We start from the raw sequence: 16515 nt of genomic DNA on the forward strand, positions 1-16515 counted from the left end.
GTGTCAAGCCTGACAATTGAAATAAAGATATTATTTTCATAAATAATATTATTTTTAAACATTATATGTGAAATGTATTGAGGAATTCTGGTTAGATCTCGTGTGAAGAAAAGGGCATTTCCACTGATTTTATTTTCAGTAGCATATAGATGTCTATATTTTTCAAGGAAGTCATTGATTTTTACAGGCTCCAGCACTTCATGAAGCCTCTTTTGTCCGGAAGTGTAAATCAGGATTAAACAAAAGACAATGTATGCTATGATAATTGACCAGTAGCCCCCATGAGGGATTTTTTAACAGGGGAATAATTATTTCTTTTAAGACGATAGTGCCCCCTTCCCCTTTATGACTGAGACTCATGGCAAGCCATGCGTATTCCATAGTCACAATAATGACAAGCGTCCATATAAATAAAGACAAAACTCCTATGATATGAGCCTCGGTTGGTTTTGTAAGAAGAAAAATAACTGTCAGGGTATAAATTGGGCTGGTCCCTATATCCCCAAAAACAAGCCCCATAGATTTTACCGCTTCCCTGAACTCTGACCTGGAAAACATAACTTATCACCTATTTGTCTCAGGAATTTAGCAAAAAGCAGGATTCAGGAAGAAAAGTTTCAGTTACTTTCTCCTGCCGCAGCAAATTGTGAATGCACTCTGCCCATAAAAAGTAAAAAAGAATTGGATTTGAAGGATGTTCTCACTCTCAAGTTTTCGTTTTTCATGTAAAATCCTTCTCTGTTTTTTGAGTCTTTGATTTTATATTCAATAACTTTAAAATATATAATAAATATAAAAATTTATTATGTTCAGAAGTACTTTTTCATATATATATTTCTTGATCTGTCCTCCAAGGGAATCAAAATTTGCCAGTGATTAATCCGATCTATTTTTTGGCAGATCAATTTTAAATTTTCAAATCTGGAAAGTGGTTTTTTTAGATTAACTTTTTACCATAGAGCCCGGAAAGCAAATGAAAATCTTTTCACCGCAGATAAGAAAACGTAAAAGGAAGAGAGATCAAACATAATGGAACAAAAACATGGGCCAGAATGAAAAATATGTGAGCCCAAAAACGGCGGGGAAAAATGAGCAGGGAAACGGCAGAAAAAAAAGAGAACACAGGAGAGGAAGAATCAAAAGAAAGCAGGGATCAAAAAAGACAAACAGGAGTCCATTCTCCTCAAAAAGCGACTGAAGGTGTGGGCATCCTCCTCGGAGACCCCGAAAAAGCTGTAATCAAACTCTCAATTCCTATCATAGTAGCAATGGCTGTACAGACCATATACAGCCTCACAGATACATTCTGGGTTGCAGGTCTGGGTGCTGATGCACTGGCTGCTGTAGGGTTTGCTTTCCCCTTTTTTGTAATCCAGATGGCGCTTACAAGCGGGCTTGGGGTAGGAGGAGGGGCTGCGATTTCCCGCAGGATAGGAGCCAGGGATAAAGCCGGAGCGGATAATGTTGCAGTGCATACCTTTGTAATCATGCTCGTTTTCACAGTTGTTCTAACAGTGATAGGGCTTTCTCTCGTCAGGGACTTATTCGTATACAGCGGAGCAGGAGAAACTACTCCTCTCGGGGTTGCATATGCAAGGGTTATCTTTGCAGGCAGCTTTGTATTCTTCTTTACAAATGTCTCAAACTCCATATTGAGGAGTGAAGGAGATTCGAAAAGATCTATGAAGTCAATGGTTCTTGGATCTCTCCTGAATGTTGTTCTTGATCCAATTTTCATATATGTGCTGGACATGGGAGTAGCAGGAGCAGCTCTTGCAACAGTTCTCTCTTTCGCCATATCCGGACTTCTTATGTTTTACTGGTTTTTTATCAAAAAAAATACCTACATCTCCTTCAATTTTCATTCCTTTAAATTCAACAGTGCAATTGTCAGAGATATCTTCAGGGTATCCATACCTTCCTCAATAGAACAGCTTGCTCTTGCACTTACTGCCCTGGCAATGAACTACATCATCGTGACTGTAAGCGATACCGACGGGGTTGCGGTTTATGCTACGGCATGGAGGATCACAAGCATTGCGGTTGCCCCTCTGATAGGGATTTCAATCTCTGTGGTCTCGGTTTCAGGAGCCGCTTTTGGAGAGAGAAATTATAAAAAAGCAAGGAAAGCCCTTCTTTATGCTACAAGGACTGGCTTTCTGGTAGAAGCCGCAATCGCAGTCGCCGTATATATCTTTGCTCCTTATATTGCTGCCGTTTTTACGCAGGCAGAAAATACTGCCCAGATAGCTCCGGAACTGACAAGGCTGCTTAAGATTATGACCGCATTCTATCCGGCTGTTGCTTTCGGAATGCTCTCTGCCTCTCTTTTTCAGGGTGCAGGAAAGGGCACAAGTGCACTTATTGCCACTCTCCTGAGAAGTCTGGTCCTGACTCCCATATTTGCTCTGCTCTTTGCCTTCACATTTGGCTGGGGGCTGCTCGGAGTCTGGTGGGGGCTTGTTACTGGGACGGTTATCGGGTCTCTCATTACTTTTGCCTGGGCTCAGGTCTATTTAAGGTGTATGATAAAGGTAGAGAAAGCGGGAGAAAAGTGTTGAAAACCACGTAATTAAATGGCGAATTCCATCTTCCTTATCGACAAGATAATTTTTTATGAATGAGAATAAATCTAACATTGACTCTGCTTCTAATCAGATTGAAAGATAACAATAAAATGGGAAAGATTGATTAAAAAAAGATGCCAGAACTTGCTCTTCTTACTCTCGTTACCAAATCATAAAATATAAATAAAACCTTCCTCGTTTTTAGTTTGGAATCTAACAGTAAGAAAAAAAGACAGTAAGATTAAAGACAGTCGGATTCGGATGATCAAATCTAAACCAAATCTCTTCAGATCCCAAAAAAGCGGTAAAATCCGTTAGAAACCAGTCAGGTCAAACAAATAAACACCTCGCAAAGATCTGCTGGATCACAAACGCCTGCACCTCTCAAAAAGATCTCTGATGGCTCTGGATTAATCATCCGAATCAGGACTGGAAAAATGCCTCTTGTGATACCCGATGAAAGAAGAAAGAATAAGAGAAGCTGTAAAGCTTCAGTTTGAGATGATCCATCTTTTCCATAAAAATTTTGCCAGAGCTTTTCATCAAACAGGCAGCAGTTCTTATAATTTGAACAAAAATCAGAATAGAGCAATCATGATTATAGGTGAAGTAGGTGAGATAATGCCTACAACCCTGGGAAAATGCCTGGACCTTCAGAAAGGAAGCCTGACAAGCATGATCGATGCCCTGGAAAAAGAAGGGCTTGTATACAGAAGGGGAGACCCTGGGGACAGGAGAAAGATCCTGGTTTCACTTACCGAAAAAGGAAAGAGTTACAGGGACTGGATAAAAGAAAAGCTTGAAGAAAACTGCTCAGAAGTTCTGAACAGACTTGCCGAAGAAGATATCGCAGCTTACCAGGGAAGCCTGAAGATGATGCTGAACACACTGAAGAAACTGAACGAAAGTACCTGAAAAAAAAACAGCCTCTTGGAAAATGATTTTGAGGAATGTATGTTTTATCCCAAAATTATTTCGCTTTTCTAATTTCTTTTATTTCAATTATCTATCGTATACAAATAACCCATTATTTTTACTTCAACTTGAATTTGTTTCATATTACATGATCATTTATGGAAACAGATCTGAAACTTTACTGGCTTGAATATAGAACTGGTCCGGGATGAACCTGCAAAAAAGCTGGAAATATTCCATATCAGAAGCATAATTCACTTAGCGGAAACTATAATAGAGTTCTGAAACAATATTATTTCTTAAATAATCTGGATTCATGCATATATGAATATCAGAGGATAGATCCGAGGGGGATATCGTTAATGGATGATATGTTCAAATTTTCAGATGAACTCGGGCCGTTTAAGATAATTCATGTTTACGAACCGTCTATTGGCCTGAAAGCAGTGCTTGTAGTGGATAACGTCGCAAGGGGGCCCGCCCTTGGAGGGGTAAGGATGGCCCCTGACGTGAGTACTGAGGAATGTTTCAGGCTGGCAAGGGCAATGACCCTTAAAAATGCGGCTGCAGACCTGCCTTACGGGGGCGGGAAGATTGTCGTATATGGGGACCCGAAAATGCCTCAGGAAAAAAAAAGCCAGCTACTTCGGGCTCTTTCCAGTGCTCTCCGGTATACTGAGGAATATATCTTTGCCCCTGACATGGGGACGGACGAAATATGCATGGCATGCATAAAAGACGAGATCGGGAGGGTTGTGGGCCTGCCCCGCGAGATGGGAGGGATCCCCCTTGATGAAGTCGGGGCTACGGGCTGGGGGCTTTTCCATGCAACTGAAGTTGCACTGCAGTACTGTGATTTTGAGCTGAAAGGAGCCCGCGTGGCAATTCAGGGCTTCGGGGCGGTTGGGAAAAACGCAGCCCGCTTCCTTTCCCGAAAAGGGGCCGTACTTGTAGCAGCTGCCGATTCCAGGGGTACAGTTCATAACCCTGAAGGGCTTGATGTTGATGTCCTGACAGGGCTTAAGGATGAAGGAAAGAGTGTGCTTGACTATCCCGGAGGCGAGAAGCTGGGCAGCGATGCAATTGTCTCTGTCCCCTGCGATATCTGGATTCCGGCAGCCCGCCCTGATGTAATTAACGAGAAAAATGTCCATCTTCTGAACACAAAACTGGTGGTTGAGGGGGCAAACATCCCTATCACGGAAGGGGCGGAGAAAATCCTCTATGAGAAGGGAGTTCTCTACGTGCCGGACTTTATTGCAAATGCAGGAGGAGTGATCTGTGCGGCATCAGAGCACCAGAAGGCTACCAGATCTACAGCTTTCAGTTTAATTGAAGAAAAGGTTAGAAGCAATACAGAACAGGTACTGGAAGCTGCAAAAACCAGAGGGATCCTGCCGCGGGAAGCTGCCCTTGAACTTGCCATGAATAGAGTCCATAAGGCTATGAAGTACAGGCGCTGGTCTATCTTTTCTTCCGCACCGGGTTTTGTATAACTTTGATATGGTTCCGGCCCAGGCTTTCGTTTTTCAGGCCTCCGGAAATTTCATTTTTCTGCGGGCAGGTTTAGCTTCAGGCTACTGTTTTGTTCTATGTTACCGTTTTGTTTCTAATATGTTATGATTTCCGCCTGCCGTTTCCTCTGCACAGCACTGCTGCAGCTCTTACTGCACTCTCAGGGGAGAAAAAGACCGGCATTCCGGCTTTTGTGAATACTGAAACAAGTTCTCTGCTAAACTTTCCGCCCGGGGAGCTGATAATGATAGGTTTTCCGCAGCATTCGGCAAAGTTTCTGATTTTCTCTGCAACCCTTTCGCTAAGAAGAGGCGGACCCCAGAGCAGGCTGACAATTGCAAGGTCGTATTCTCCGGCAGGGGTTTCCTGCATTGCAGCCACATAATGTTCATCCCTTACACTTCCTGTCAGGTCCACAGGGTTTCTTAAGGATGCAAAAGCAGGAAGTTTTTCCTTCAACTTCCTTACTGCGGTTTCGGAAAGTTCAGGAACCCTGAGCCCTGCCTCTTCACAGGCATCAGCAATTGAAATCCCTACCCCTCCTCCGTCAGTTATTATAAGGACTCTTTTACCTTCCACAGGGGAATACCTGTTCAGGACCTTGCATGCGTCCTTCAGTTCTTCGTAACTGACAACTTCTATTATGCCCGTTTTCCGAAAAGCTGCTTCATAGGCTTCATACATCCCGCTGACAGCGCCTGTATGCGAGCTTGCTGCCCTTGCCCCTGGCTCCCTCTTTCCAACCTTGAGAGCAACTACAGGTTTCTTTTTTACACAGCAGGAGGCAGCTTCAAGAAATCTCCTCCCGTCTGTTACAGATTCGATGTAAAGTGCAACTGCTTTTGTGGCTTCGTCCCGTGCAAGGAACTCAAGACAGTCGCTTTCGTTCACATCCACTTTATTTCCATAGCTTACAACTCTCGCAACGCCTGCCCCTTCATATGCCAGTTCATCCATAATCATGGCTGCAAAAGAACCGCTCTGCGTAAGCACGGAAACCCCGCCCCTGTCAGGCCTTCCTATCTTTTCCCTCTCTATGAAAAAAGTATCCACATTTGAGACCGCATCATATATCCCGAGGCAGTTGGGGCCCACAGCCCTGATGCCTTTCTCTTTTAAAAGAATCCTTAGCTCGTCTTCCATTTTTTTCCCTTCAGGCCCCATTTCCCGAAAACCTGAGCTCACAATTACGGCTCCTTTTATGTTTTCCACAGGACCTTTCAGAATCTCAAGGACGGCTTTAGCAGGGACTGCAAAAATAGCAATATCTATCTCGTCCTCAATCTCTCCGGGGGATGAATAACATTTCAGCCAGTCGATTTCCCTGTATCCGGGATTTACAGGGTAGATCTTTCCTTTAAAATTCATTTCCCTGAGGCTTTTCAGGATCGTATGAGAGAGTTTTTCTGGATTCGGAGAAGCCCCTATCAGGGCTATGCTTTCAGGTCTGAAGAAAAAGTCAATATCTTCTTCGTGATTCATTGACGCCTCCATTATAGTACATATCTATGCAGATCAATTGAGGCTGTTTTTGATGTTTTTTGACCCACAGGATGAAGGCTTTATTTTCCTTAAGTATGCACCTTAAAATATTTCTTTGTCTCCTGGAGCCCTTTCCCCTGCATATATAAGCTAGGGCTCGCTGGTATAAAACAATTTCAATTTAAGGAAACCTGACAGTTTGGAATCAGCACTCTTTTTTCATTAATTCTTCCGGCACTCAGTGGTCACAGTACATGCATATGGCTTTCTCGCACTCTTCGTTCTGGAATTTCCATTTTAACCCCCAGCGTTTTATTGCCTGTATTATTTTTACAAAATCTGTTCCGCTTTCAGTAAGGTAATATTCGGACCTCGGGGGATTTGTTGAGTCATCAACTTTTTTTGCTATAAGGCCTTCATTCTCAAGCTCGGTAAGCCTTTCTGAAAGGATTTTGGGGGTTATGTATCCAAGTTTCCTTTTCAGCTCATTGAAGCGTTTTTCTTTCTTTTCCCCTTTGTACAGCTCGAGGAGGATGTGAATGGTCCATCTTTTTCCGATGATATTCATGGTCTTGTAGACTGTGCAGTCTTTCATGGTATAAAGATAGAAACTGTCCAATATATAAATTAGTATCTCTAATATACTGGTATCAAAAGGATACTATTATAAAACTGGATTTTATAATAAAATTCTTTCCAATGATGCCCCCTGCAGTATCCATCCAGGCATGGCCTCAAGAAATTATGCTGTATGTATGAGTAACTATGTAAATACAGGCAGGGAGATCTTGCCAGAGTTATTCTCTAACTGCCTGGCAGTTTGAAAATGCTGTAAAACTCCAGTTATAAAGCTAAGGAGAAAGGATCAACCGTGAAAGACAATTTACCCGAAAAAGGCGCAATCGTTCAGAGAGACCGTGAGACATACGCAATAGCCCCGCATCTTCCGGGAGGAGTCGTTGACCCGGACACTCTTATAAGAATCGCTGAAGTTGCAAAGAAGTACGGGGCAGCTGCCCTGAAAGCTACCTCTGCGCAGAGAATTGCAATCGTGGGTCTGAAAGAAGAAGACCTTGATAATGTCTGGGCTGATCTTGGCATAAAACCCGGGGCAGCAATAGGGCTCTGTGTAAGAAGCGTTAAGATCTGCCCTGGGACCACTTTCTGCAAGCAGGCTAAACAGGACTCGCTTGGTCTGGGCCTTAAACTGGATGAGAAATATCACGGGATGCCAATGCCTTCAAAACTGAAAATAGGGGTCAGCGGCTGCCCGAACTCATGCTCCGAGCCTGCGATTAAGGATATAGGGATCATGGGTACTGCAAAGGGATATAACCTGATGGTTGGCGGCTCAGCTGCTGCAATGCCCAGGCTTGCTCAGCTTGTAGCAAAGGACCTTTCCGAAGCCGAAGTCCTGGAAAGTGTGGACCGAATCCTTAACTTCTATAAAAACTCCGGAACAAAAAAGAGGCTTGGAAAGTTTATTGAGGATATGGGTCTGGACGAGTTCAAAAAGCAGGTTGGGCTGTAATTAAGCTGTTAACTTGCATATCTTCAGCCCTCCAGGGGTTTTAAAGACTCTGGCATCTGGTGTTTTACCAGCCAGCAACACGTAATTTGTTTCCTCCATAAATCTCAATCTCTGAAGGAGAAAGGGCTTGAGATTAAGATTCTCAGTGCTCTACCAGAGTTAAATTCTATAAAGAAAAATCTGGTTCAGAACTGATTTGATAATTTTGTAGCGGTCAGACATATATGATGCGGATGCCATAATACATATACGGAATAAATTGGTGCCCGGTTAAGAGAATCAGGGCAGTCTGAAAAAACAGGAAAAAAAGCAAAACATGGTCAGAAAGGGGAGAGTTGTATGAAAGTTATTGAGATGAAATCGTCACCGGAAAAGCCTAATCCTCACAATGTGAGTGTACGGATGCTTTATGATACCGAAAATGCCCAGGCAGTCCATATCGAACTCAAGCCGGGAGAGTCCTTGAAAAAGCATGTTACTCCCACAGATGTCTTTTTCTATATTCTTGAGGGAAAAGGCGTTGTTGAAATTGGGGATGAACAGGAAGAAGTAAGCAGGGACATGCTGATCGAAAGTCCTGCAAAAATTCCCCACCGCCTCCTGAACCCCGGGGATGGGATCTTCAGGGTGCTTGTTGTAAAAGCACCAAGGCAGAAGGAGCCCACTCGCCTGCTGTGAGATTGAACTTTAAAGGCTGTTAAGGACTGTCGAACATTGACTGGAAAGACAAAGCCAACAAAAATCGCAGTCATCCGCTGTGATATAGTCTCGGAAGCCTGCCCGGGGGTGGGCTGCTTTAAGGCTTTCAATGAAAGAAAGTCGCATTTTGAGGTCTATGGCGAAGATGCACAGATGATTGCCTTTTTCACTTGCGGAGGCTGCTCTGGCAGGAGGGTTTACCGCCTGCTGAATGCCCTGAAAAAACATGACCTCGATGTCGTGCACCTGAGTTCCTGCATGCTCATGGAGGACAGTTATCCGAAATGTCCCAATATAGATATCATCAGAAAGACAATTCAGGATGCAGGTATAAAAGTGGTGGAAGGAACCCATCACTGAAAACCTTAATGCTGATCAGGAAAAACAGGTAATTAAGTACTGAAATCTCAGGTCAGATTTCAGATTACAATTTCACTGGCTAAAATTCGATTTGTAGAACGTTTGGTTTGCAAACATAGCAGGTGACAAAAATGGACCACGATACAACTCGGGATAAAAATGTAGATGAAAATGAACTCTATGAAGGTGCAGATCCTGAACTTCAGGACCTTCCTCTTCCTAAAACCGACAGCATGCTGTATTTGATTCTGAACTCTTTAAATCAGAATATAGCGAACTTTAACGCTTATCTGAAATTTAAGAACTATATCTCTGAAGACAGCTTAAATAATGAGCTCTTAAAAAGAAGCATGGGCATCCACAGGGATTTTTCAGCCCTCTTTTTGCACACCAAAGAAGAACTGGTTTTCATTCACCCCGAACTTCTTGAGAAAGCAGAAAGAATACTGTTTAGAGGAGATGTAGGTACGGATTTCATAAAATACACCTGCAAAATGAGCAAAATAATAGATGATTACAAAAATGTGCTGTACAGGGAAGGCTATCTGCCGGATTTCAAACGGCAGCTAATGCTGACAGATACCTGAGTTATTCTACCTCTCAAATAATTTTTTGTAAAACGAATAAACACGAAGGGGAAGGGGTTACTTTTCATGGTAAAACGAATGATTATTAAAATTGATGAGGAAAAATGCACAGGATGCGGGAAATGTGTTGCACCATGTGCTGAAGGCGCCATTCAAATAATCAACGGAAAAGCAAAAGTCATATCCGAAGAACTCTGCGATGGTATGGGCTACTGCATCGGAATCTGTCCCGAGGGGGCTCTCTCTATTGAAGAAAGGCATACAGTTGAATTCAACAGGGAAAAAGCCGAGTCCCAGCCGAAAAAGAAAGATATCTCAATCCGCTGCTTCCAGTGCGGAGCCGGAGAAGATACCCACTACCTCATACCCCTCAGGCACAAAATGGAGAGTATCTGGGTGTGCACCCGCTGTCTGCCTCAGTTGATTCATGGATGATTTATTATACTTTCCCAAAAAGTAGTCCTCTTGAACTCAACTCACTTTTACAATCCACAAATTAGTCTGCTTGAGCGAGCGAAGCGAGTGAAACAGACCGCGGGCTCCCGAGGCGGAACTCGGGATGGTCAGCCTCTGGGTGTGTACCCGCTGTCTGCCTCAGTTGATTCATGGATGATTTATTATACTTCTCCAAAAAGTAGTCCTCTTGAGCGGAGCGAAAAGGACACCGCCCTCCCGAGGCGGAACTCGGGATGGGCAGCTCTGTGTTCCTCTCTCAGATCATCGTTTGGTCTCATTATTCTCTCCACTCCTTTTCCAGAAATTTGAAACGCGACTCCGTTCCTGTCTCTTGATTATTTTATTCTCTTCCATTCTGTTTTTTTGAAAGTCTGTATTTCAAATCCTCAGGAATAGATAAATAATCAGGAGTAGATAATAATATGCACATAGGTTTTAATGCAACTTCAAATGGGGGTTAAGCGATATGGAAGAGCATAAAGATCTGGAACATGAAGAATTACTGGCAAGTATGAGTGAAAAACTGGGATTTACTCCGCATATTCTTGAGATACTTGGATGCCTTGACAGCGAGTCCACGAAAAAATATAACAGGTGCAACAAGAGACTGCTGTCAGATGGTGCCCTGCCTGCAAAGACCAAAATTCTGATCGCGCTTGCAGTCGTTGCATCCAAGCAGTGTGAAAGATGTACTGTTGTACAGATGCAGAGTGCCCTCAAGAATGGCGCAACCAAAGAGGAAATTATGGAAGTTATGGATGTCATATTCATAACCTCAGGAGCGCCTGCCGTTGCAGCCTGCAGGGATGCACTGAAATTGCTCAAATGAAACTGGAAAAAAATTGAAGTTTCAATTGAAATCGCTTCGGGTCGGGAACTTTTTTTCGTGAAGTTCCTGACACAGAAACATTTTGCATAAGAATCAGCATTTCTGCAGCTCTTATGCATATCTTTTTTCGAAACTGCTTTAAGATATTAAATCCCAGATTCCCGTATGCAGAATGAACGTCTCCTGCAGGAAATTGGCCTTAATGCTTATGAAGCGGCTGCCTACCTTTCTCTGTTAAAGCTCGGTGTTTCCGAAGCAAGCGACATATACAGGGATTCGGAAGTACCATATGGGAAAATCTACTCTGTCCTTGAGTCCCTGGCAGGAAAAGGCTTTGTAGAAGTTCAGGCTTCAAGGCCCAAGAAGTTCAGAGCAGTTGACCCTGAGATTTCTCTGGATGCTATTTTTGAGAGGAAAAAAGCCGAATACGAAAGGGAATTATCGGTTTTAAAAGGCTCCATAGAAGATGCAAAACAGGCACTGAAAGCTGTTCCTAATCAAAAGCGAAAAGACGAAGTCTTCTGGACAACAGCCATTACAGAATCCGAAATCAGAAAATTTGCTTTTTCCATTTATGGGGAAGTAAAAAAATCTATTTGCGTCATTCCACCTGTATTCGGAATTCAAATTGTTTTCTACCTGCTTCCGGAGATAACAAAAGCTATTGACCGGGGAGTCCGGATTCGCTTGATGGTTTCACCTCATTTTATGGCTGTTATCCCCATTCTTTCCAATCAGGCGGAGGAAACCCTTGAAAAACTGAAAAAAGGCCTTGATATCAGGCTTGTCCGGAATTTCAACTCCTGTTTCGGGATTGTTGATGACAGTGTGGTTGTCCTTATTCAGCCTCATCCTGCAGACAGTGAAAGGGTACTTTCAGTCGTGAAAATCCGTGATACAGGGCTTGCAAAGAACCTGAAAGAAGAGTTCGAAATTCTCTGGAACGCAGGAGAGAAACTTGACCTCGAGGAAGAACTGGAAAAAACACAGAATCCGGGGGAAAATTAACTTTAATTGCTCACAAATTCGTCCTCTTGAGCTCAGCTCACTTCTACAATCCATAAATTAGTCTGCTTGAGCGAGCGCAGCGAGTGAAACGGACCGCTTACTCCCGAGGCGCAATTCGGGGCTATCAAAAAATATTATTACCATCCCCCCAATTAACCTTCAGATGATTATAGGTGTAATGGGGCCGGAAGGCTCGTATTCGGAAAAGGCCGCAAAATTATGGGCTCTGAAAAACGGCCTGAGGGACGCAGAGTTCAGGTATTTTGCAGATATTGAAGATGCGTTCCTGGCTGCAGTAAAAGGGAAATCAGATATCTCCGTAATCCCTGTAGAAAACTCCATTGAAGGCTCGGTAGGAGTTACCCTCGATCTCCTTCTTGAAAACGAGGCTGTTATTATCGGAGAGATAGTCGTCAAAATCGAGCACTGCCTTCTCTCAAAGGGAGGACCCGAGAAGATCAGGGTTATTCTTTCCCACCCGCAGGGGCTTGCCCAGTGCAGGCATTTCCTGAAGAAGCATTTTCCTGAAGCTGAACTTCGGAGTACGGGCAGCACTTCCCATGCAGCGCGGCTGGCAGGAGAATTTGAAGAAATGGCAGCAATCGCGTCCCCTGAAGCTGCGGAACGTTACGGGCTCAAAATCCTGCTCTCAAACGTCCAGGACAGGAAAGAAAACTATACCCGCTTTGTAGTTATTCGGGGAGGAGAAAAGATTTCATCTGAGCAGGCTACGGGAGTTGCGGGAGCTGATAGGGAATCATACCTTAATCCCTGTATGGGTGCAGGAAACGGGACAGAAAAGGGGAGCCTTTCGGTCTGCAAAACGTCTCTTATTGTATATCTGGAAAAAGACAGGCCGGGTGCATTATATGAGCTTCTGGGAGCTTTTGCGAAAAGAAGAATTAACCTTACAAAAATAGAATCAAGACCCTCTAAAAAAGAGCTCGGAGATTATTACTTCTACATCGATTTTGAAGGTCATACAAGCGATGCACTTATAAAAGATGCCTTAGAAGATATAAAATCAAAAGCCGGTACAAAGCCAGAATCCAGCACATTAAAAGTACTGGGATCCTATCCGATTTTCAGGAACTCAGGTCAACAGACCTGAACACATGGATATAGCAAGATATCTGGTAGCAGCTCATTGCAGTTCTCATAATTTCGGTAATCAGAATACTCAGCTCCGAAAAAGAGCTTTCAATTAGAAAGATATTTCACATCGGAAAAGATACCTGGCAGGGTACAATGCAAAAGGCACTTATGTAAGGAACCTGCATCTGGAATGTATACCTTACCTTTATATAGTATCTTTATATAGTATCTCTCTGTAATATCTTCCTATAGTATCTTAGCAAGTCGTTATCTATCTTAATTTAATACTCTTAAGTATAATAACACCGGAATAACCGGTTGCAGAAGGGAGCAAAATGGCTCTGGAGATTGAAAAAATTGTAAATAAACATGAATCGGCTCTGAAAAAGTATAGGGGACTCTATATTTTAGCAGACCTTCTTGCAACGTTTATGGTTCTCTACGCCCTTTTTGTGCTCCTTAACATGAGAGACATTTTCTTAATGTTTCCCACCTTCGAACCCTATACAGGTGCAAAATACGGCATTCTTGGTTTTGAAATTGTCTTTGAGACTCTGGGGCTTATCATTATTGACTTTGTCCTTTCTCTCATACTGACAGCGATCAGGTATTTCAGGGCTGAAAAGAAAGATGCGATTGCCCTGATGGAAGAAAAGTATCCTGTACTCAAAGAGAGGATGAGGACAGCCTATGACAACCGGGATACGGATAATATCATTGTCCGTGACCTTATAGGCAGTGTCATAATTGATTCGAAGCCTGTGAAGTCCTCTGTCTTCCTCAACAGAAAAAAACTTGTAAAGGATGTTCTGCTGACTGTATTTGCTGTTGCATGTCTGGCTTATGTTGCCTATACAGGATATCAGACAACTTTCAGCCCTACTGAAATGAGTGGAATAATAGAGGATCTTCCCTTTTCGGGTTCGGATTCAGATCTTGTTTCTGTAGAGGAAAACGGCGGGACTTCCGCAGACAAACAGGACAATAACGAGCTTTTTGGAGAGCCTGCAGTTATCGTAGTTGAAGGCAAGGAAGTGGACTTAAAGATTCCTCCGGGAGCAGGGCAGGGATTTACGAGCCAGGAAGACGCAAATAAGACTGGCGAATCATTTATCCAGTCGGACATGTATAACCCGGAAGCCATCGCTTCCCAGAGTTATTATGAGAACCTTCCTGAAGGGTACAGAAGTGTTATCCAGAGTTACTTTGAACAACTCGCAGAAGAATAATACGAAAAAAATATTAATTTATATTTACTTGAAGTTAGACTTACCCCCATCAATTTGATCGAAAATTCCTGAAAGCAGTTTTTGAATAATAAACTGTATAAATTAACAGCTATATCTTGAGTAACAGTCAGACTGTTTTTGAAAGATATTCTAAGGATAAGGTTCAGTAGAGCGGGCATCGGGACCCGCAAAAAACAGCAGTTCAAAGGGTGAAGCAGACATGAATGAGAATAATACCGATTCGGGGCAGACCGCCACGACCTACCAGAACGCAGGCAGGATTTTTAAAAGTTTCTTTGATGAGATCGGAAATGTAATAGTGGGTCAGAGAAGGGTTGTAGAAGAGATCATAATTTCCATCCTCTGTGAAGGGCATGCACTTGTGGAGAGCAATCCGGGACTTGGAAAAACCCTTATGATCTCCACAATCTCAAAGGCAATGAACCTTAAGTTCAGCAGGATTCAGTGTACTCCTGACCTTATGCCTTCCGACATTACAGGAACAAATGTGATTCAGGAAAAAGATAACAAAAAAGAGTTTAAATTTGAACCCGGGCCTGTCTTTGCAAACATCGTGCTCGCAGATGAGATCAACCGTGCTTCCCCAAAAACCCAGTCTGCCCTCCTCGAAGCCATGCAGGAAAAACAGGTAACAGTCGGAAACGATACTTTCCTGCTTGACCGCCCATTTTTTATTCTTGCTACCCAGAACCCCATTGAGATGGAAGGAACTTATCCCCTTCCTGAAGCCCAGTTAGATCGCTTCCTCCTGAAGATCCTTGTGGATTATCCTACCTATGAAGAGGAACTGGAGATTATAAACCGTTATACGAAATCCGAAACCCCGAAGATCACCAAGGGTCTCGATAAATCCACACTTCTCGATTTGCAGAAGCTTACCCGGCAGGTCCCTATTTCTGAAGAGCTCAAGGAGCGCGTTCTGTCTATTGTGGCAATGACCCGCAAAGACAAAGAGCACATTGAGTACGGGGCTTCCCCTCGAGCATCAATTGGCCTCATCCTTGCAGCAAAGGCAAGAGCCCTGATACATGGCAGGAACTTTGTGAGCAAAGAGGACATTGATTACATGGCTTACCCGGTTCTCCGCCACAGGCTTATCCTTACCTTCGAAGCCGAAAGAAGCGGGATGACACCTGATCAGGCTATTGAGGAAATTCTCAAGAAGGTTAAATGAGGTACGAAAATCCGATAAATGAGATCACAGACCTGTTTGATCCTGAAAGGACTGTAATTGAGCAGGTTCTAAGAATCTCATAACTGTGCAGGACATAAGAAAAATTAAAACCTACAGGGTTTTTTCAGGTCCGGAGGAACCGGGCTTTTCGGTTGACGATCCAGAATGACTCGCACAAAACAAAAAATCGAAACTGACTTTTTCACCCAGCTTGACCGCTTTACCTTTTCAGTGCGGAAGAGGGTATCCACGGTCTATGCAGGAAACCGTCCGTCAACCCGAAGCGGGCACGGCATAGATACCATCGGGTTCAGGGAATACGACTCAAGCGACGCTTTAAAAGACATTGACTGGAAGGCTTATGCGAGGACTGAAAAGCTCTATGTAAGGCAGTTTGAGGAAGAAAAAACCCTTACAACCCATATCCTTCTGGACGCCAGCAAAAGCATGGATTATCCTGAAAAAGGGACCTCAAAATTTGAGTATGCCGCCATGCTCGCTGCAGGTTTTGCTTACATGGTGACCAAATACAATGACAGGTTTGCCATATCCACTTTTACGGAAGAAATAGATATCAATAAGCCCAGCAGGGGCAGAAAGAACCTTATGCGGGCGATAGAGCGGCTCAGCGAACTCGAACTTTCCGGAAAGACTTCCATCGGGGAAGCCGTTATAAAGTACAGCCCGGAGATCAAATCCAGATCCCTTGTAATCCTTATTTCGGACTTTATGCAGGAGCCTGAGGCAATAGAAACAGCCCTGCACAGGCTTTCCGACCACGACCTTATTGTTATACAGGTGCTAGATCCCACGGAAAAAGTGCTTCCGCTTCAGGGCAACAGCAAGCTTGTAGACCTTGAAACCGGAGAGGAAATAAGGACTTATATCAGTGAAAGGTTCAAGGAACGCTACGTCAAGAAGCTTGACGACCACAGTGCAAGGATTAAAAAAACCTGTATGAAAGTCGGAGCTGAGTTTTACATATTTACAACCGACACTCCTGTTTTCAGTGCATTCTACCATACAATCAGGAGAAGGAGACGCTAA

The 16515-nt window shown here is 43.5% G+C and carries 19 protein-coding genes; 15 read left to right on the forward strand and 4 right to left on the reverse strand.

Annotated features, from left to right (window positions below; translation table 11 throughout):
- Both PLL47_RS14920 and PLL47_RS00010 read right to left on the reverse strand, forming a co-directional pair.
- The coding region (locus PLL47_RS14920) for a KUP/HAK/KT family potassium transporter (RefSeq protein WP_502883660.1) at positions 1-197 on the reverse strand (197 nt) is incomplete at its 3' end.
- Between the two features lies 1 nt (position 198).
- On the reverse strand, positions 199-558 hold the full coding sequence (locus tag PLL47_RS00010) for a KUP/HAK/KT family potassium transporter (protein ID WP_324443391.1): 360 nt from the start codon (positions 556-558) through the stop codon (positions 199-201).
- A gap of 530 nt (positions 559-1088) precedes the next feature.
- Between PLL47_RS00010 and PLL47_RS00015 the strand changes: the two genes are divergently transcribed.
- The 3 genes from PLL47_RS00015 (at position 1089) to PLL47_RS00025 (ending at position 4978) form a co-directional block, all read left to right on the forward strand.
- Positions 1089-2561, forward strand: coding sequence for an MATE family efflux transporter (locus PLL47_RS00015; protein ID WP_324443392.1), 1473 nt, complete (start codon positions 1089-1091; stop codon positions 2559-2561).
- A 462-nt stretch (positions 2562-3023) separates the two neighbouring features.
- Positions 3024-3482, forward strand: a complete 459-nt coding sequence (locus PLL47_RS00020) for a MarR family winged helix-turn-helix transcriptional regulator (RefSeq protein WP_324443394.1) — start codon at positions 3024-3026, stop codon at positions 3480-3482.
- Positions 3483-3844: 362 nt separating this feature from the next.
- A complete protein-coding gene (locus PLL47_RS00025; protein ID WP_324443396.1) occupies positions 3845-4978 on the forward strand; it encodes a Glu/Leu/Phe/Val family dehydrogenase in 1134 nt (377 codons plus the stop codon).
- A 121-nt stretch (positions 4979-5099) separates the two neighbouring features.
- On the opposite strand, the gene PLL47_RS00030 is transcribed toward PLL47_RS00025, so the two are convergent.
- Both PLL47_RS00030 and PLL47_RS00035 read right to left on the reverse strand, forming a co-directional pair.
- Positions 5100-6479 (reverse strand): acetate--CoA ligase family protein, encoded by a 1380-nt coding sequence (locus PLL47_RS00030; RefSeq protein ID WP_324443398.1) that lies wholly within the window; start codon positions 6477-6479, stop codon positions 5100-5102.
- 238 nt (positions 6480-6717) lie between these two features.
- The gene (locus PLL47_RS00035) at positions 6718-7074 is read right to left on the reverse strand and encodes a winged helix-turn-helix transcriptional regulator (protein WP_324443400.1); all 357 of its coding nucleotides are present in this window, start codon (positions 7072-7074) and stop codon (positions 6718-6720) included.
- A gap of 276 nt (positions 7075-7350) precedes the next feature.
- Here PLL47_RS00035 and PLL47_RS00040 point away from each other — a divergent pair, with 276 nt between their 5' ends.
- The 12 genes from PLL47_RS00040 (at position 7351) to PLL47_RS00095 (ending at position 16515) form a co-directional block, all read left to right on the forward strand.
- Positions 7351-8010 (forward strand): ferredoxin-like domain-containing protein, encoded by a 660-nt coding sequence (locus PLL47_RS00040; protein ID WP_324443402.1) that lies wholly within the window; start codon positions 7351-7353, stop codon positions 8008-8010.
- 339 nt (positions 8011-8349) lie between these two features.
- On the forward strand, positions 8350-8688 hold the full coding sequence (locus PLL47_RS00045) for a cupin domain-containing protein (RefSeq protein ID WP_324443404.1): 339 nt from the start codon (positions 8350-8352) through the stop codon (positions 8686-8688).
- A 36-nt stretch (positions 8689-8724) separates the two neighbouring features.
- Entirely contained in the window at positions 8725-9069 is a 345-nt protein-coding gene (locus PLL47_RS00050) for a CGGC domain-containing protein (protein ID WP_324443405.1), read from the forward strand.
- A 131-nt stretch (positions 9070-9200) separates the two neighbouring features.
- Complete coding sequence (locus PLL47_RS00055) at positions 9201-9656, forward strand: hypothetical protein (protein ID WP_324443407.1); 456 nt, start codon at positions 9201-9203, stop codon at positions 9654-9656.
- 66 nt (positions 9657-9722) lie between these two features.
- Positions 9723-10091: an ATP-binding protein gene (locus PLL47_RS00060; RefSeq protein ID WP_324443409.1), complete on the forward strand. Its 369-nt coding sequence runs from the start codon at positions 9723-9725 to the stop codon at positions 10089-10091.
- A gap of 87 nt (positions 10092-10178) precedes the next feature.
- Entirely contained in the window at positions 10179-10421 is a 243-nt protein-coding gene (locus tag PLL47_RS00065) for a hypothetical protein (RefSeq protein WP_324443411.1), read from the forward strand.
- A gap of 157 nt (positions 10422-10578) precedes the next feature.
- Positions 10579-10941, forward strand: a complete 363-nt coding sequence (locus PLL47_RS00070) for a carboxymuconolactone decarboxylase family protein (protein ID WP_324443413.1) — start codon at positions 10579-10581, stop codon at positions 10939-10941.
- A 165-nt stretch (positions 10942-11106) separates the two neighbouring features.
- Positions 11107-11949, forward strand: coding sequence for a TrmB family transcriptional regulator (locus PLL47_RS00075; protein ID WP_324443415.1), 843 nt, complete (start codon positions 11107-11109; stop codon positions 11947-11949).
- A 163-nt stretch (positions 11950-12112) separates the two neighbouring features.
- Positions 12113-13060: a prephenate dehydratase gene (gene pheA / locus PLL47_RS00080; RefSeq protein ID WP_324443417.1), complete on the forward strand. Its 948-nt coding sequence runs from the start codon at positions 12113-12115 to the stop codon at positions 13058-13060.
- 319 nt (positions 13061-13379) lie between these two features.
- The gene (locus PLL47_RS00085) at positions 13380-14273 is read left to right on the forward strand and encodes a DUF7502 family protein (protein WP_324443419.1); all 894 of its coding nucleotides are present in this window, start codon (positions 13380-13382) and stop codon (positions 14271-14273) included.
- A gap of 220 nt (positions 14274-14493) precedes the next feature.
- Positions 14494-15468, forward strand: coding sequence for an AAA family ATPase (locus tag PLL47_RS00090; protein WP_324443421.1), 975 nt, complete (start codon positions 14494-14496; stop codon positions 15466-15468).
- A 165-nt stretch (positions 15469-15633) separates the two neighbouring features.
- A complete protein-coding gene (locus tag PLL47_RS00095; RefSeq protein ID WP_324443423.1) occupies positions 15634-16515 on the forward strand; it encodes a DUF58 domain-containing protein in 882 nt (293 codons plus the stop codon).

Source organism: Methanosarcina sp. (genome assembly GCF_035390745.1).
GTDB lineage: Archaea > Halobacteriota > Methanosarcinia > Methanosarcinales > Methanosarcinaceae > Methanosarcina.

Excerpts from the sequence above, each read along its gene's own strand:
- PLL47_RS00010 (WP_324443391.1), bottom strand. The coding sequence starts at position 558 with ATGTTTTCCAGGTCAGAGTTCAGGGAAGCGGTAAAATCTATGGGGCTT.
- PLL47_RS00015 (WP_324443392.1), top strand. The coding sequence starts at position 1,089 with ATGAGCAGGGAAACGGCAGAAAAAAAAGAGAACACAGGAGAGGAAGAA.
- PLL47_RS00020 (WP_324443394.1), top strand. The coding sequence starts at position 3,024 with ATGAAAGAAGAAAGAATAAGAGAAGCTGTAAAGCTTCAGTTTGAGATG.
- PLL47_RS00025 (WP_324443396.1), top strand. The coding sequence starts at position 3,845 with ATGGATGATATGTTCAAATTTTCAGATGAACTCGGGCCGTTTAAGATA.
- PLL47_RS00030 (WP_324443398.1), bottom strand. The coding sequence starts at position 6,479 with ATGAATCACGAAGAAGATATTGACTTTTTCTTCAGACCTGAAAGCATA.
- PLL47_RS00035 (WP_324443400.1), bottom strand. The coding sequence starts at position 7,074 with ATGAAAGACTGCACAGTCTACAAGACCATGAATATCATCGGAAAAAGA.
- PLL47_RS00045 (WP_324443404.1), top strand. The coding sequence starts at position 8,350 with ATGAAAGTTATTGAGATGAAATCGTCACCGGAAAAGCCTAATCCTCAC.
- PLL47_RS00055 (WP_324443407.1), top strand. The coding sequence starts at position 9,201 with ATGGACCACGATACAACTCGGGATAAAAATGTAGATGAAAATGAACTC.
- PLL47_RS00060 (WP_324443409.1), top strand. The coding sequence starts at position 9,723 with ATGGTAAAACGAATGATTATTAAAATTGATGAGGAAAAATGCACAGGA.
- PLL47_RS00070 (WP_324443413.1), top strand. The coding sequence starts at position 10,579 with ATGGAAGAGCATAAAGATCTGGAACATGAAGAATTACTGGCAAGTATG.
- PLL47_RS00075 (WP_324443415.1), top strand. The coding sequence starts at position 11,107 with ATGCAGAATGAACGTCTCCTGCAGGAAATTGGCCTTAATGCTTATGAA.
- pheA (WP_324443417.1), top strand. The coding sequence starts at position 12,113 with ATGATTATAGGTGTAATGGGGCCGGAAGGCTCGTATTCGGAAAAGGCC.
- PLL47_RS00085 (WP_324443419.1), top strand. The coding sequence starts at position 13,380 with ATGGCTCTGGAGATTGAAAAAATTGTAAATAAACATGAATCGGCTCTG.
- PLL47_RS00090 (WP_324443421.1), top strand. The coding sequence starts at position 14,494 with ATGAATGAGAATAATACCGATTCGGGGCAGACCGCCACGACCTACCAG.
- PLL47_RS00095 (WP_324443423.1), top strand. The coding sequence starts at position 15,634 with ATGACTCGCACAAAACAAAAAATCGAAACTGACTTTTTCACCCAGCTT.